The sequence below is a fragment of the Thiomonas delicata genome (genome assembly GCF_900088825.1).
Classification (GTDB): domain Bacteria; phylum Pseudomonadota; class Gammaproteobacteria; order Burkholderiales; family Burkholderiaceae_C; genus Thiomonas_A; species Thiomonas_A delicata.
Window position 1 is genome coordinate 748,610 of record NZ_LT592171.1, and the last position, 13,060, is coordinate 761,669.

Consider the following 13,060-nt stretch of genomic DNA (forward strand, 5'->3'; position numbering starts at 1 on the left):
CGCCAGGATTGCGGGCAGTGCGATACAAAAAAGTGTTTTGTTGACATGGCGCGCTTACATGCCGAGGCTGAAATGGGAACCGTTGCGAAGGACTTCCTTCCATCTGGCCCGGCGGGATCGTCCCACGGACCATTCGCTCAATTCAGACAGGAGCAGCACCATGAAACGCAGTCAGAAAGTCATTGTCGGCATCACCGCCGTCTTGTCCGCCGCCGCCATCGGTACGGCCTTTGCGCAATCCGGCGGCATGGGCGCATATCGCATGTCGGGCGTCGCCGCCGGCATGGAGCCGGGGTCCATGATGGGTGGAGGCATGATGGGCGGGGGCATGATGAGCGAGGGCATCATGGGTCAGCGCGGCATGGCCGAAGGCATGATGCATTGGGGTGATACCGCGGCGATGGTGGACAGCCATCTGGCCGACACCAAGGCCGCGCTGAACATCACCGCCGCGCAGGAACCCGCCTGGCAAGCCTTCGCCACCCAGGCCAAGCAGCAAGCCGAGGCCATGCAAACCATGCGCGGCAAGCTGCGGGAGGCGAACGCAACCGCCCCCGATCGCATGCAGGCGCGCACGCAGTTGTTGCAGCAACGCCTGACCGGCATGGAGGCCATGACCAAGGCCTTGAAGCATCTCTACGCCGTGCTGAGTCCCGAGCAAAGGAGCATCGCCAACCAGCGCCTGGGCATGATGGGCGGACAGCAGATGGGATTTGCCGGCCATGCCGAGTGAGTGCCTGTGAACGTTTCAACTTCCGCGATGATCTCAACGCATCGAGACGCCCATGCGCTGCGGACGGGCGCGACGAGTCGATTCGAGCCGCCGTTTGTTTGTTGGGACGAGCTTGGCGTTGATGCAGGGCCTGGTGGAGCGCAAACGCAGCCCGCGCCGACCCTTGCCGGCCTCTCAGGGCGCGAACGCGAAGTTCAGCGCCATCATCCGCTTCAAATTGTGGGCCAGCGCATGCCACAGCAACACGGCGCGCGCCTTGATCATTCCGCGCACGTTCAAGCGCTGCAAGCCGCGGTTGCGCAAACGGGCGTTGGCGCACTCGATGCTGGCAGCACGTTCCTTGTAGATTCGCTTGGCCGCCTCGGTGCCCATGCGCTGGCGCCACTGGCCCAGCGCCTGGCTGTCGCCGGGCAGCGCAGCATAGCGATCACGTTGCGGGGCCTTGGGCGCCACCACAGGCGCGAACGCTTGGGTGGCGCGCGCATCGAGTTCCTCGATGTGCGCGTGCTGGGCAAAGCCCCCATCGGTCAACCACTGCGCGGGCACTTGACCATAGCGGTCCTGGTGCTGCGCGTGCATGGGCAGCATCTGGTTCATGTCGCTGCCCGAGTTGATGAGGTCCACGCCGGTGATGATCAGGGTGGCGGTGTCCACCGCGAGTTGCGCATTGAACGCCGGGCGAAAGCCCCCATCGGCCATCTTCATCACACGCGCCTCGTGGTCGGTGGTGCTCACGCGCGGCTGCTTGGGTTTCTTGGCGCGCCTGGCCTCGTTGGGTTGTTCCTCGGCGCATTGCTCGCCCACGGGTTGCGTGGTCGGGGCCGCCTGGGGTTGCGCCGGCTCGTCTTGTGCCCTGTCGGCCTGCGTGCTGTTGGCTCGGGCCTTCTTGCCCTTGCCCGAGAGGCTCTTGTCGATCTCGGCCATCGCCTCGATGGCGCGCGCAATGCGTTGTTCGCGCTCGGTGGCCGCACGCTGGCGCGCCGCACGCACGCGGCGGGTGCCGGCCCCCGGATCGTCGCCCACCTCCTGCTTGAGTGCTTGCACCTGGGCCTGCGCGTCTTGCATGAGTTGCTCCAAGGTCTCGCGGCGCCGGAAGCTGGCCGCACCCGCCTGGGCGCGCACGCGCATGCCGTCGTGGGCCACCCGGTTCATGCTGACAAGCCCCTGCGACAGCAGACCCGCCACGCTGCGGGTGAGTTGGCCGTCCAACCACTGCGCATGTTCGACCCGGAAATCGCCCAGCGTGTGGTGGTTCACGCCCACCCCGCCGCACAGCCAGCGGTAGGCGTCATCCCTGTCGCACAGCCGACCCAGTTCGCGCGCCGAGCCCACACCGTCCAGCGTCGCGTACAGCCACAGACCCATCAGAATGGCCGGATCAATGGGCGCGCGTCCGACGCCGCCCTCAACGGCGCGGATCTGTCCGTGCAGGGCTTGAAGATCGAGCGACTGCACAAAGGCCCAGACGGCACGGGCCTGATGATCGGCCGGCAGCGTCGAGTCAAGATCGCAGGCCCGCCATTCGACTTGGTTGCGCATCGCGCTTTGCTCCCGCGGCGTCCCTTGGGGCTTACTGCGCTTCAGAGCAGCCGCACTGTCCGCAGGGACCGCCAAGCCCTCAAACAGGGCACCCGTGTGCCCGTTCGTTCCCGCTTCGTTCGTGATATTGCTCATGCCCAAAGACACGCAGCATTCGTGCCATCAAAATCAAATGTTCACAGACTCTGAGATCAACGGGCGGCTGAGCGCCTTGGCGCTCGGCTCACGCCGCAGTTCGATCCGTTACCAAGCGCAAGAGTCATGTCGACGGCAAGTCCAGCACAGTCCTATTGCGCACACCGGGGCGGTGAGTCGAACGCTTGGCTCGCCGCCTCCGAACCCGGCGTGGCCTGCAGCCCCGGATGCAAGGCGGCTGAATGTACCAACGCCGGACGAGCACCTCGATCACGAGCGGGACGAGAAAGCCAAGGAAAAATGCCGGCGCCTGCTCCAGGCTTTTTGCGCTGGCGTTTCCGTCAGCATTTTCAGCCCCAGCATGACAGCCACACCAAGGGAAAATCCGGCCATCGTGAGGAGCGGCAACGCCCGGCGCATCACTTCGAGCAAGAGTTTCGTCGCAAGCGCAGCAAAAAATGGTCGCCGGGACCGAGCATTTTGTTGGAAATTGCGCATGCCCTCCTCACCAGCACACTTGGGCGGTCAAGAGAGCTTTGCAGTCTCAGTCGAAAATTTCTTTCCAGAACGATTTGCGGCCCTGCATCGGGCCATAGCGCCCCTGATGTTTGCCACCGCCGTGGTGGCCGTCGTTTTGGCCATCACTTTCAGGCTGTGGCGATGAACGGCCCGCTTGCTGTGGTGCGTTGGCCGCCTCCTGTCGCTGGCTGCGCTCGATGATCTTGTCGAGTTCGCCGCGATCGAGCCAAACGCCGCGGCATTGCGGGCAGTCATCCATTTCAATGCCCTAGCGTTCAGTCGTCACCAAGGTGCTTTCCTTGCAGACGGGACATTTCATGACTGCATCTTCTTGTTGTGAAACCATGAACCCAGAACATCAAGCCGTTGCGCGGCGCAGCGACAGCAGCCGCATGCCGTTGAACACCACCAGCAGGCTGGCCCCCATGTCGGCGAACACCGCCATCCACAGGGTCGCCACGCCGCTCAGGGCCAAGGCGAAGAACACCGCCTTGATGCCCAGCGCGAGGGTGATGTTCTGCTTGAGGATCGCGGCGGTGCGCCGGCTCAAGCGGATGAAATCGGCGATCTTGCGCGGGTCGTCGTCCATGATGGCGACATCGGCGGTTTCCAGCGCGGTGGCGGTGCCGGCCGCGCCCATGGCGAAGCCGATATTCGCACGGGCCAGCGCCGGCGCATCGTTCACGCCGTCGCCGACCATGCCGACGAAGCCGTAGCGCGCATGCAGTTCGGCAACGGCGGCCTGCTTGTCCTGCGGCAGCAGATTGCCGCGCGCATCCTTGATGCCGAGCTCGACGGCAATCGCCCGTGCCGTGGCCGGGTTGTCGCCGGTCAGCATGACCGGCTCAACACCCAGCACCTTCAAGGCCGCAATGGCCTGCGCGCTTTGCGGCCTCAGGGTGTCGGCGACGCCAAACACGGCCACCGGACCGGCCGCGTCGCACAGTACGATGGCGGTCTTGCCGGCACGCTCCAGCACGGCAAGCTGCGCCTCCAGCGCGGCCGAACAGACCCCAATGTCTTCAGCCAGGCGGTGATTGCCCAGATGCCAGACCTGCCCGTCCATGCTGCCTTTGACGCCGCGCCCTTGCAGCACGCCGAAATCATCGACAGGCATGACTGCGGCGCCCGGCTGCTGCGCGCGCCAACCGGCGACCAGCGCCTGGGCGACCGGATGGGTGCTGTGGTCGTCGAGGCTGGCGGCGATCCGCAAAGCCTGCGCGATGGGCATGTCGCCAAGCGGGATGGCGTCGGTCAGCGCAGGCTTGCCGCGGGTCAGGGTGCCGGTCTTGTCGAGCGCCACGGCTTTGAGCAGCCGGCCGCCTTCGAGATGCACCCCGCCCTTGATGAGGATGCCCCTCCGGGCCGCCGCCGCAAGACCGCTGACCACCGTGACTGGGGTCGACACCACCAAGGCGCAGGGGCAGGCGATGACCAGCATGACCAAGGCCTCGTACAGCCAGGAACTCCAGCCGCCACCGCTCAGCAGCGGGCCGAGGATGGCCACGGCGATGGCGAAGACCACAACCGCGGGGGTGTAGTAGCGCGCGAATTGATCGACGAAACGCTGGGTCGGCGCGCGCTGTGACTGCGCGCTCTGGATGGCCAGGGCGATGCGGGCCAAGGTGCTGTCACCGGCCGAGGCCGTGACGGTGGCTTCCACCACGCCATCGGCCACGATGCTGCCGGCATAGAGCAGGTCGCCCGCCTGCTTGTCCACGGGCAAGCTTTCGCCGGTGATCGGCGCCTGGTTCAGCGCCGCGCGACCGGACGCGACGCGTGCGTCCAGCGGCACTCGCGCGCCAGTGCGCACCCGGATGCGGCTGCCGACCGCCACCTCGGCCACCGGCTTGGTCTGCCAGGCCTCGCCGGCCTTGACCTCGGCGGTTTCCGGCGCGATGGCCGTGAGCGCCTTGATCGCGTTGCGGGCACGCTCCAGCGACAGCGCCTCGATCGCTTCGGCCACGGCGAACAGGAACACCACCATCGCCGCTTCGGGCCACTTGCCGAGCGCCACGGCGCCGGCCACGGCGATGGACATCAGGAAATGGATGTTGAGGGTCAGATTCCTGAGCGCGATCCAGCCCTTCTTGAGGGTGGGCAGGCCGGCGCTGAGGATGGACACGGCAGCAAGCGCCATCACCATCCACGAGGTCTCACGCCCGCTCGACCAGGCGATGACCTCGGCCGCGACGGCGGCGGCACCCGCCACGGCGAGCAGACCTTTTTGCCGCGGGCTCAAGGCCTGGGGAAGCACGGACACCGGCGCATTGGCTTCCAGCAAATTGGGTGCCATGCCCAGCTTGTCCAGCGCCACGGCAATCTCCTGGGGCTGCTCCAAGCGGTGATACACCGTGAGTTCCCGTTGCAGGAGGTTGAAGTCGAGTTGGACAACCCCGGGCATCCCCTCCAGCTTGTTGCGGATCAGGCGCTCCTCGGTCGGGCAGTCCATCTTGTCGATGCGGTAGCGAACCCGGCGGGTCCCTTCGGGCGCCGGATTGGTGTTGCACGCCCCCGTGAGGCAATCGGTCTGTGTCGCCGGGGCGCAGCAGGCATCGGCCGCCGCGTGGGCATGGGTATGCGCATCAGGGCCGTGGTCGTGACCATGATCGTGCGCATGATCGTGGTCACATGCGGGCTCATGGTCTTGCGCCTGGACAGGCAGGCGTAACGCTGTGCTGGTGGGGTCGTGCTGGCTCATGATGGCGGATCTCGGTGAACAGTGCGATCATTGAACAGCCCGTACCTGCTACAGGGTCAAGTGCCTTGCACGAGAGGGGAATGCAACATGCGAATCGGGGAATTGGCGCGGCGCGGCCACTGCGATGTGGAGACGGTGCGTTTTTACGAGCGCGAGGGCTTGCTGGACGCGCCCGCCCGCGAGGACAACGGCTATCGCAACTACACCAGCGTCCACCTGGAGCAGCTCAACTTCATTCGCCACTGCCGCTCGCTGGGCATGGGATTGCCGGACGTGCGCGTGTTGCGCAGCTTTCAGGAGCATCCTGAATCGGCGTGCGACGCCATCAACCATCTGATTGACGAGCAGATCGCGCGTATCCACCGTCAGGTCGAATCGCTGCGCTTGCTGGAGCAGCAGTTGCACGCGCTGCGCGAAACCTGCCAGGCCAACCGGACGGCGAGCGACTGCGGCATCATGCAGAACCTGCAGCACGCTGCGGCTGGCGAGCCCTGCGAATGTCATGCGGAACCCTAGATAGTATCGTCACGAGATATGGCATGATGGCGTTGTTCGCAACGACCGCGCTATTGAGATGCCAGAGACTCTTCATCGACACGACCTATCAGACAGGCACTGGGAATTGCTCGAGCCCCATCTGCCGGGGCGAGCGGGGGTTTGGGGTGGGGTTGCGCAGGACAACCGCCAATTCATCAATGCCGTGTTCTGGATTCTTCGCACGGGCGCGCCGTGGCGAGACCTGCCGGCCTCGTATGGTGGGTGGAAAAACACCCATCGGCGTTTTTGTCGCTGGCGTGACCAGGGCATTTGGGAGTCGCTGCTCGAGCAGTTCATTGAGGAGCCTGATTTCGAATGGCTCATGATGGATGCCAGCCATTGCAAAGTCCATCCGCACGCCGCAGGAGCGCGGGGTGGCAATCAGGCCATGAGCCGTACAAAAGGGGGCTCAACACCAAGATACATCTGGCCGTGGATGCGCATGGTCTGCCGCTCAGAGCGGTTATTACAGAAGGTACCCGAGCGGATTGCGCAGAGGCTGAGCGGTTGATGGATGGATTCAGGATGCAGTGTCTACTTGCCGATAAAGGCTACGACAGCGATGCCATCGTGGCGAAAGCCCAAGAGCAAGGTGCGCAAGCCGTGATTCCGCCGCGCAAGAACCGCAAGCAACCCAGGGCATATGACAAGGCGCTCTACAAACTGCGCCATCTGGTCGAGAACGCCTTCCTACATCTCAAGCGATGGAGGGGCATCGCCACGCGCTACGCGAAAAACGTCGCCTCATTCGTTGCCGCCGTGCAAATTCGCTGTCTCGCCCTCTGGCTGCATATCTCGTGACGACACAATCTAAAGAGTTTTCACAGAAATTCATCCCTGAATCAAATAGGATCGGTATGCGCTATGGTGCGTCGCACGCATGGTCGCGGCCGCCTGTGGGACGAGGGCAGCACCGTAGTAGCAGTATGCACACTGAGAACCAATTTTTTCTGGAACTTCGGCAGGTGTGCAGGACTCTATAGCGATTTGCATGATGACGCTCGCTTATATCCGCTTGCTTTTCTCAATAGCCTGATTGCATGAACGCCTTGCGTGTCGTCCTGCTCACCGTCCTGCTGGCTTTGCTGCCGCTGCAAGGCTGGGCCGCTATGGGCGATGCCACGACGTTCACGACCATGCTGGGTCACTGCCCAGACGAGCAAGGCCAAGCATTGATGGCGGCGTCGCGCACTGGCATGTCGGCCGCAGACCTGCAACAAGCAAAGCCGCAGCATTACCTCGACGCCTTAGAACGCAGTTGGTCGATGACGCCGGATGTCCGCCTGAGTCACCCAGTAGCTGGGCATGCCCTTTGCCCTGTCCCCTGCGGTATCGCGTTGGCGATGGCCTCCACGTCACTCGCTTGGCACATTGTGCAGAGTTCAGCCCCCATGCCGGAATTTCATACACGCCTCGTCGCCAGTGCGGCGCCGGACGCCCCTTATCACCCGCCCAGGGTCTGATCACCCCTCAAAGCCGGTATTCGCCCGGCGCTGCAATAGCAGGTCAATCTGCGAGGTCGCTTTCTGTCCCCGGCTCATCCCAACGACCAGCCTCCGGACCCGGTCCGAGAGCATCGTTCCGCGATGAAACTGGGCGAACCGATCGCCACAGTCTTCTTGAAAACATCGATCGAGGTGAAATCATGCGTGTGCGTTTCACAATTGCCGCCATCGTGGCGTTCGTCATGGCCGTCATGGCCTATTTTGTCCTGGCCAGGAAGTCGACTGTCCCGCAGGCGACGTTTGTGCTGCTGTCTGGAAGAACGCTTTCAACCTCTTCCCTGCGAGGCCAGGTCTATCTGGTGAATTTCTGGGCCACGAGCTGCGCCACCTGCATCAAGGAAATGCCCCAAATGGTCAAGACGTACGAGCGATTCAAGGGAAGGAATTTCGAGTTCATCGCGGTGGATATGAGCTATGACCCGCTGCCCTATGTCACCGATTACACCTTGACCCGGCATTTGCCGTTCGAGGTTGCAAAAGACGTGGACGGCCGTCTGGCTCGCGAGTTTTACGACGTGCGCCTGACTCCGACCACGTTTCTGGTCGATAAGCAAGGGAACATCGTCAAGCGGATTCTCGGCGAACCCGACTTTCCCGAGCTTGATCGACTGATCCAGCATGAACTGGCTAAAAACGCTTGAAAGGACCAAGCCCCATGGACATCTCGCTCATCCTCGAAGTCCTCCTCGCGCTCGGCGCGGGCGTGTTGCTCAACCTGACGCCATGCGTGCTGCCCATCATTCCAATCAAGGTTCGAGTCATCCTGCGAGCTGCCGGCGAAAAACCAGCGGCCCGTGCTTTGTCCGCTGGCCTTTTCGCTGCAGGGTCCCTGTTATTTTTCGCACCACTGGGGCTGGCGACAGCTCTCTTGCATCTTCAGTGGGGCGTGCTGTTCCAGTCGCAGACCGTGCTGACTGGCTTGGTCATCATCCTGCTGGTGCTGGCCGTGATGAATTTCACGGGACGCGGATTGCCGATTCCGAGCGCCATCGCAAAAATGGGCGGCGGGCGTTTTGCCGAGCCGCTGATCTCCGGCTTGGTCAGTGCCCTTTTGTCGACGCCCTGCACCGGCCCCTTGCTGGGTGGGATTCTTGTGTTTGCCCTCACCCGGCCAACCGTCGACATCGTGATGATATTCATCGCGATTGGTCTTGGCATGGCTCTGCCCTACGCCATTCTGCTTCTGAAGCCCGGACGTCTCGATCGGCTGCCACGTGGAGGGGCTTGGACTGATGTCGTGCGTCAAAGCTTCGGTTGGCTGCTTGCCGGCGCCGCGATCTTTTTCGCGCAAAGCCTGTTTCCCGCCAGCGTCGACAAGACACTATGGTTCGCATTTCTTGCCGGGGTCATGCTGTGGGTCCTCGCAACGAGCCTTCGCGCCGCAGATCACGCCTCACGCTGGGCCGCGCCACTTTCGAGCTTGCCCGCACTGGCTTTGGTTTATCTGAGTGCAGGACTCTGGCCGACATCCGCGCAAGGCATCCCCTGGCAGCCGCTTGAGGCAACACAGATCGCCGAGATTGCCAATCTGCATCGCCCTGCGCTGGTCGAGTTCACCGCGCAGTGGTGCCTGAACTGCAGGTTTCTGGAGCAAACCGTCTATGGCGACGCGCGCGTTGTGCAAGCCCTGCGCACCCGCGGTGTCGTTCCCTTGCAGGTCGACCTGACCCGCCCGAACCCAGAACTGCAAAGTCTCCTTGCCGCCTACGGCGGGGCTGGCCTGCCGTTCGTGGCGATCTTGAATCCACATGGGCGAGAGATCGGCCATCTTTCCGGACTGTTCTCGGCCGACGCGCTCGTCCGAGGTTTGAATGCCATCCACCCATAAAGGAATTTCGATGAAGCCAAAACTCCGGCGCATGGCCGTCGTCTCGCTCATTGCCCTGACCGTCTTGATCGGCGCTGCATTGCTGTTCCATGCCGCGCATCCCGACCCTGGCTTGACCCCGGCTGCCGCCGGCGATCTGGTCGATTCCTCCGCCAAGGTTCGTGCCAGTGCCGCGATCAATGGCCACAATGCGGTGGTGACGCTGCACATCGACCGAGGCTGGCATGTCTACGCCAATCCGCCGTCGGCGCCCTACTTGATTCCTGTCACGGTGGTCGCGCAACGCAGTGGCCGTACGTTAGCGATCCAACCTCTCTATCCACCCGGTCAAGACATCGGCCTACATATCAACGGCAAGACCATACGGGTCTACGAGAACGGTACACGCATCGCTCTGCCAGGTCTGTCAAGGCTGCGCGATGTCCGCCTACAGGTGCAAATCCAGGCTTGCGCCGACAAAGGGCTATGCCTTCCACCGGCGACGATCGTTGCGACGACCCAATGATCTCATCGCTTCAGCGCTTTTCCGCCCGTAGAACGGGCCCCGTTGCGCGTTTTTCTCACGGAGTTGAACGATGGATGGTCGTGTTTTTCCCTTGCTCGTCGCACTCGCCTGTGCCGGTCTTTCGTCAGGCGTCCGGGCCGCGAATGCCACCCCGGCAGCGGCGGCAAGTGCGGCGCAACCGTCGTGGACGAACGCCAGGCACGCCTTCACCCTGCAGTTGATGCAGCTCGGCCCCGACAATGTGCGCGCCTTCTACGAGAACATGGGCTATCCGCCCAAGGCGATCGCCTCCATCGCCCAGGTGTGCGTGTTCGGAACCTCGATCCGGAACAACGCCAAGGCACCCATCACGTATGACGTGGCGGACTGGATCGCCGTGACCCCGGATGGCCGGCGGCACCCGCTGATCACCAAGACCCAGTGGCTGCGCCGCTGGCAGCCCTGGGGCGTGAGTTCGGACTGGTCGATCCTGCCGGCGCGGCAAACCCTGCAGCCCGGGGATTGGGCCCAGGGGTTCACCACCGTCGACTTGCCGCGCGGCACGCGGTTCAAACTGGTTTATTTCTGGAGAGAGCATGGAACGCAACGCCAAGCCACATTGGCCGGACCGCAATGCGCAGCAGAAGCCCGACATGACCAACACTGAACGTCGCCGGATGCTGTCCTGGCTCGGCGGCGCCGGGCTGCTGGCCATCGGCAGCGCCGCGCGCGCCGCCGACCCGGTGCAGGACCATGCGCTCGCGGTGCAATGTGTTCGCGTATATGGCGCAGCTCAACCCCTCGCCCACCTTCCCGGTGTTGCTGGACCAGCATAGCCAGGTGGCGCATGCGTTCGGCGTGATGGACATTCCGACGACCTATCTGATCGACAAGCAGGGCCTGATCGTCCGGCAGGCCGTCGGCGGCCGGGATTACGACAGCCCCGCGATTCGGCAAACCATCGAGGCCCTGATGCGCTGAACGCGCGTCGGATCCGGGGCGCTCAGGCCACGGTGAACTGGCCCATCATGCCGCTCGCGATGATCGAGCCCATCATGCCTTGCAGGCTGATGTGCCGGACGGAGGCATCCGGCCGCAGCGTCGGGATGGAGGCGATTTTCGCGGGCAATCGGCTCCGCTTTGCGGCGGGGGTCACGGCACGGTGCGGTAGAGGTCGACACTTGAGCAAGATTTTTGAGAACGCCAAGCCGCTGTTGCAGAGTGCTACCCCTGCCACTTCGTGTGGAACGCTTACTCCACCAGAATCTTGCCTACCATGCCAGCTTCCATATGCCCGGGCATCGTGCAGGCGAAGTCGACGGTCCCGGGCTTGCCGAAGCGCCAGATCAACTCACCTTTGCCTCCAGGTGGTACGGCGACCATATTGGGCTCGGCTCCATCGGGCATATCAGGCATGGCCGCCATCATCTTTTCGTGCTCCTTGAGCTCGGCCATGCTCCCGATCGTCATCTCGTGCTTGAGATGGCCACGGTTGACCAAAACAAACCGAATGGTTTGTCCCGGCTGCACATGGATAACGTCCGGCGTAAAACGCATCGAGTCGTCCATCGTGATTTCCACGTTTTTGGTGGCGTCCGTTGCTTGACCAGGATTGCCTACGGAAGATGCGTCGGCGTCAGCGTGAACCGAGGCGTGGGGGGCAGAGGCCGCACTTGTGGCAACCCCTGACATGTTCATCCCTTGCATATTCATGCCCTTCATGGCGCCAGGCATTGCGGCAGCCTCGGAGGACACGCTTGCGCCAGGCTTCGGCATGGCCTCGTGCGACCGATTCTCGACTCCGGACGTATTCGTGGCGGCAAGCGCAAATACAGGCCATGCGCCAAGCAGAAGTATGGACAGCCGGATTTTTTTCATCTTCATAGGGATCCTTTCATTAGTTAAAAGAAGCACAGCAGCGAATCCGTTGAAAACCAACGTGTCAGAACCAAAACCGCAAGCCAGCGACGACGGCCGTCTGGCGTGTCTTTTCGCCGGCTATGCGCGCGAAGTCCGCGCTGCGGCCAAATTTCCCGCTCCATTCCACACCGACATACGGCGCGAACTGACGCGTGAATTCGTAGCGCAGGCGCAACGCGGCGGTTGCGTCGGACAGCCCACTGCCGATTTGGCGTGCGGGGTCATCCTTGCCGTAAAGGTTGGCTTCGATGCGCGGTTGCAGCACGACGCGCTGGGTGATCAGGAGGTCGTAACTCGTTGCCAGACGCAGTGCGCTACGTCCCTCATTGCCCAAATAGCCTGTGGCCTCGACATCGAACCAATAGGGCGCCAGGCCCTGCACCCCGAACGCCAGCCAGTTGCGGTCGGGCCCGGAGCCGTTGTCGTGACGCACGCCGACCTGCGTGTCCCAGAACGCGGCAATCGCGTGATCCCAGAGAAGCTCGGTTCGGGCGTCCTGCAGGCGTCCCTGTGAGGCGTCGCCCTCGGCCTTGATCATCAGGCGGTTGAAATCGCGGCCGAACCAAGCCTGCACGTCGTAGGCGGTCCAGTTACCGTCGCGCGTATAGGCGCGCTCCAGGCGATCCACCAGCACCGAACCGAAATTCTCCTGGTCCGCAAGGCGCGGCGGTTTGACTCCAGGTGGGATCGATGGTCCGGTTGTCAGCGTGTAGCCGTCGGAGTAAGCGTCGGCGCTGCGGGGCTGGCTGAGAGTCGCGTCCTGCATCCCCTGCATCTTTCCGTTGGTCGTCGGCTGCGTCGCCGTTCCCATCCCCTGCATCTGCATTCCAGGCATATCCATGCCTTTCATGTCATGAGGCACCGTGCTCGGTTTTGGAGAAAGGGTGGAGGCTGACTTGGACGCATGCGAAGAGGTGCCCTCCATTCCCTGCATGTTCATCCCTGACATGTTCATGCCGCCCATATCGCCAGACTTTGGAGGGGCCTTCGTCGGCGAAGTGGGGTGATCGGCCGGGGTGGAAGCCGAAGCAGCAGGAGTTTCCATCCCCGGCATGTTCATCCCCGACATGTCCATGCCTTGCGCCCAGACCGGCGCAATCGCCAGACCGGCGATCGCCAATGCCAGAGCTTTGTTGACGTATTGCAGTCTCATTGATTT

Annotated in this window: 15 protein-coding genes and 1 pseudogene; 9 read left to right on the forward strand and 7 right to left on the reverse strand. The window is 63.1% G+C overall.

Features of this window, described 5'->3' with window-relative positions:
- Positions 1 to 160: 160 nt before the first annotated feature.
- Positions 161 to 733, forward strand: a complete 573-nt coding sequence (locus THIARS_RS13065; RefSeq protein ID WP_013106981.1) for a Spy/CpxP family protein refolding chaperone — start codon at positions 161 to 163, stop codon at positions 731 to 733.
- Between the two features lie 174 nt (positions 734 to 907).
- Here the strand turns inward: THIARS_RS13065 and THIARS_RS13070 are convergent, their stop codons facing one another.
- From THIARS_RS13070 to THIARS_RS13080, 4 genes are all read right to left on the reverse strand, one after another.
- Complete coding sequence (locus THIARS_RS13070) at positions 908 to 2,407, reverse strand: IS1182-like element ISThsp22 family transposase (protein ID WP_076611973.1); 1,500 nt, start codon at positions 2,405 to 2,407, stop codon at positions 908 to 910.
- 270 nt (positions 2,408 to 2,677) lie between these two features.
- Positions 2,678 to 2,905, reverse strand: coding sequence for a hypothetical protein (locus THIARS_RS18330; protein WP_141202419.1), 228 nt, complete (start codon positions 2,903 to 2,905; stop codon positions 2,678 to 2,680).
- A 46-nt stretch (positions 2,906 to 2,951) separates the two neighbouring features.
- Positions 2,952 to 3,185, reverse strand: a complete 234-nt coding sequence (locus tag THIARS_RS13075) for a TFIIB-type zinc ribbon-containing protein (RefSeq protein WP_232054332.1) — start codon at positions 3,183 to 3,185, stop codon at positions 2,952 to 2,954.
- 99 nt (positions 3,186 to 3,284) lie between these two features.
- Positions 3,285 to 5,627, reverse strand: a complete 2,343-nt coding sequence (locus THIARS_RS13080; protein ID WP_094161293.1) for a heavy metal translocating P-type ATPase — start codon at positions 5,625 to 5,627, stop codon at positions 3,285 to 3,287.
- A gap of 87 nt (positions 5,628 to 5,714) precedes the next feature.
- Here THIARS_RS13080 and cadR point away from each other — a divergent pair, with 87 nt between their 5' ends.
- From cadR to THIARS_RS13120, 8 genes and pseudogenes are all read left to right on the forward strand, one after another.
- Positions 5,715 to 6,143 carry a Cd(II)/Pb(II)-responsive transcriptional regulator gene (gene cadR, locus THIARS_RS13085; protein WP_094161294.1) on the forward strand — a complete coding sequence of 143 codons (429 nt, stop codon included), beginning with the start codon at positions 5,715 to 5,717 and terminating at the stop codon, positions 6,141 to 6,143.
- 58 nt (positions 6,144 to 6,201) lie between these two features.
- A pseudogene (locus tag THIARS_RS13090) lies at positions 6,202 to 6,965 on the forward strand (IS5 family transposase).
- Positions 6,966 to 7,204: 239 nt separating this feature from the next.
- On the forward strand, positions 7,205 to 7,627 hold the full coding sequence (locus THIARS_RS13095; protein ID WP_094161296.1) for a hypothetical protein: 423 nt from the start codon (positions 7,205 to 7,207) through the stop codon (positions 7,625 to 7,627).
- Positions 7,628 to 7,809: 182 nt separating this feature from the next.
- Complete coding sequence (locus tag THIARS_RS13100) at positions 7,810 to 8,310, forward strand: TlpA family protein disulfide reductase (protein ID WP_013106948.1); 501 nt, start codon at positions 7,810 to 7,812, stop codon at positions 8,308 to 8,310.
- Between the two features lie 14 nt (positions 8,311 to 8,324).
- Positions 8,325 to 9,497 carry a protein-disulfide reductase DsbD family protein gene (locus tag THIARS_RS13105; RefSeq protein WP_013106949.1) on the forward strand — a complete coding sequence of 391 codons (1,173 nt, stop codon included), beginning with the start codon at positions 8,325 to 8,327 and terminating at the stop codon, positions 9,495 to 9,497.
- 10 nt (positions 9,498 to 9,507) lie between these two features.
- Entirely contained in the window at positions 9,508 to 10,002 is a 495-nt protein-coding gene (locus THIARS_RS13110; RefSeq protein WP_013106950.1) for a protein-disulfide reductase DsbD N-terminal domain-containing protein, read from the forward strand.
- 70 nt (positions 10,003 to 10,072) lie between these two features.
- Entirely contained in the window at positions 10,073 to 10,648 is a 576-nt protein-coding gene (locus tag THIARS_RS13115) for a hypothetical protein (RefSeq protein WP_013106951.1), read from the forward strand.
- An 86-nt stretch (positions 10,649 to 10,734) separates the two neighbouring features.
- The gene (locus THIARS_RS13120) at positions 10,735 to 10,962 is read left to right on the forward strand and encodes a peroxiredoxin family protein (RefSeq protein ID WP_079668511.1); all 228 of its coding nucleotides are present in this window, start codon (positions 10,735 to 10,737) and stop codon (positions 10,960 to 10,962) included.
- Between the two features lie 22 nt (positions 10,963 to 10,984).
- Here the strand turns inward: THIARS_RS13120 and THIARS_RS18665 are convergent, their stop codons facing one another.
- The 3 genes from THIARS_RS18665 to THIARS_RS13130 form a co-directional block, all read right to left on the reverse strand.
- Positions 10,985 to 11,137 (reverse strand): hypothetical protein, encoded by a 153-nt coding sequence (locus THIARS_RS18665; RefSeq protein ID WP_156054965.1) that lies wholly within the window; start codon positions 11,135 to 11,137, stop codon positions 10,985 to 10,987.
- Positions 11,138 to 11,232: 95 nt separating this feature from the next.
- Positions 11,233 to 11,865 (reverse strand): cupredoxin domain-containing protein, encoded by a 633-nt coding sequence (locus tag THIARS_RS13125; protein ID WP_245845914.1) that lies wholly within the window; start codon positions 11,863 to 11,865, stop codon positions 11,233 to 11,235.
- A 58-nt stretch (positions 11,866 to 11,923) separates the two neighbouring features.
- Positions 11,924 to 13,054: a copper resistance protein B gene (locus THIARS_RS13130; RefSeq protein WP_094161297.1), complete on the reverse strand. Its 1,131-nt coding sequence runs from the start codon at positions 13,052 to 13,054 to the stop codon at positions 11,924 to 11,926.
- Positions 13,055 to 13,060: the final 6 nt, after the last annotated feature.

Excerpts from the sequence above, each read along its gene's own strand:
- THIARS_RS13110 (WP_013106950.1), top strand. The coding sequence starts at position 9,508 with ATGAAGCCAAAACTCCGGCGCATGGCCGTCGTCTCGCTCATTGCCCTG.
- THIARS_RS13115 (WP_013106951.1), top strand. The coding sequence starts at position 10,073 with ATGGATGGTCGTGTTTTTCCCTTGCTCGTCGCACTCGCCTGTGCCGGT.
- THIARS_RS13070 (WP_076611973.1), bottom strand. The coding sequence starts at position 2,407 with ATGAGCAATATCACGAACGAAGCGGGAACGAACGGGCACACGGGTGCC.
- THIARS_RS13095 (WP_094161296.1), top strand. The coding sequence starts at position 7,205 with ATGAACGCCTTGCGTGTCGTCCTGCTCACCGTCCTGCTGGCTTTGCTG.
- THIARS_RS13065 (WP_013106981.1), top strand. The coding sequence starts at position 161 with ATGAAACGCAGTCAGAAAGTCATTGTCGGCATCACCGCCGTCTTGTCC.
- cadR (WP_094161294.1), top strand. The coding sequence starts at position 5,715 with ATGCGAATCGGGGAATTGGCGCGGCGCGGCCACTGCGATGTGGAGACG.
- THIARS_RS13080 (WP_094161293.1), bottom strand. The coding sequence starts at position 5,627 with ATGAGCCAGCACGACCCCACCAGCACAGCGTTACGCCTGCCTGTCCAG.
- THIARS_RS18330 (WP_141202419.1), bottom strand. The coding sequence starts at position 2,905 with ATGCGCAATTTCCAACAAAATGCTCGGTCCCGGCGACCATTTTTTGCT.
- THIARS_RS13130 (WP_094161297.1), bottom strand. The coding sequence starts at position 13,054 with ATGAGACTGCAATACGTCAACAAAGCTCTGGCATTGGCGATCGCCGGT.
- THIARS_RS13100 (WP_013106948.1), top strand. The coding sequence starts at position 7,810 with ATGCGTGTGCGTTTCACAATTGCCGCCATCGTGGCGTTCGTCATGGCC.
- THIARS_RS13075 (WP_232054332.1), bottom strand. The coding sequence starts at position 3,185 with ATGGATGACTGCCCGCAATGCCGCGGCGTTTGGCTCGATCGCGGCGAA.
- THIARS_RS13105 (WP_013106949.1), top strand. The coding sequence starts at position 8,325 with ATGGACATCTCGCTCATCCTCGAAGTCCTCCTCGCGCTCGGCGCGGGC.
- THIARS_RS13120 (WP_079668511.1), top strand. The coding sequence starts at position 10,735 with ATGCGCTCGCGGTGCAATGTGTTCGCGTATATGGCGCAGCTCAACCCC.
- THIARS_RS13125 (WP_245845914.1), bottom strand. The coding sequence starts at position 11,865 with ATGAAGATGAAAAAAATCCGGCTGTCCATACTTCTGCTTGGCGCATGG.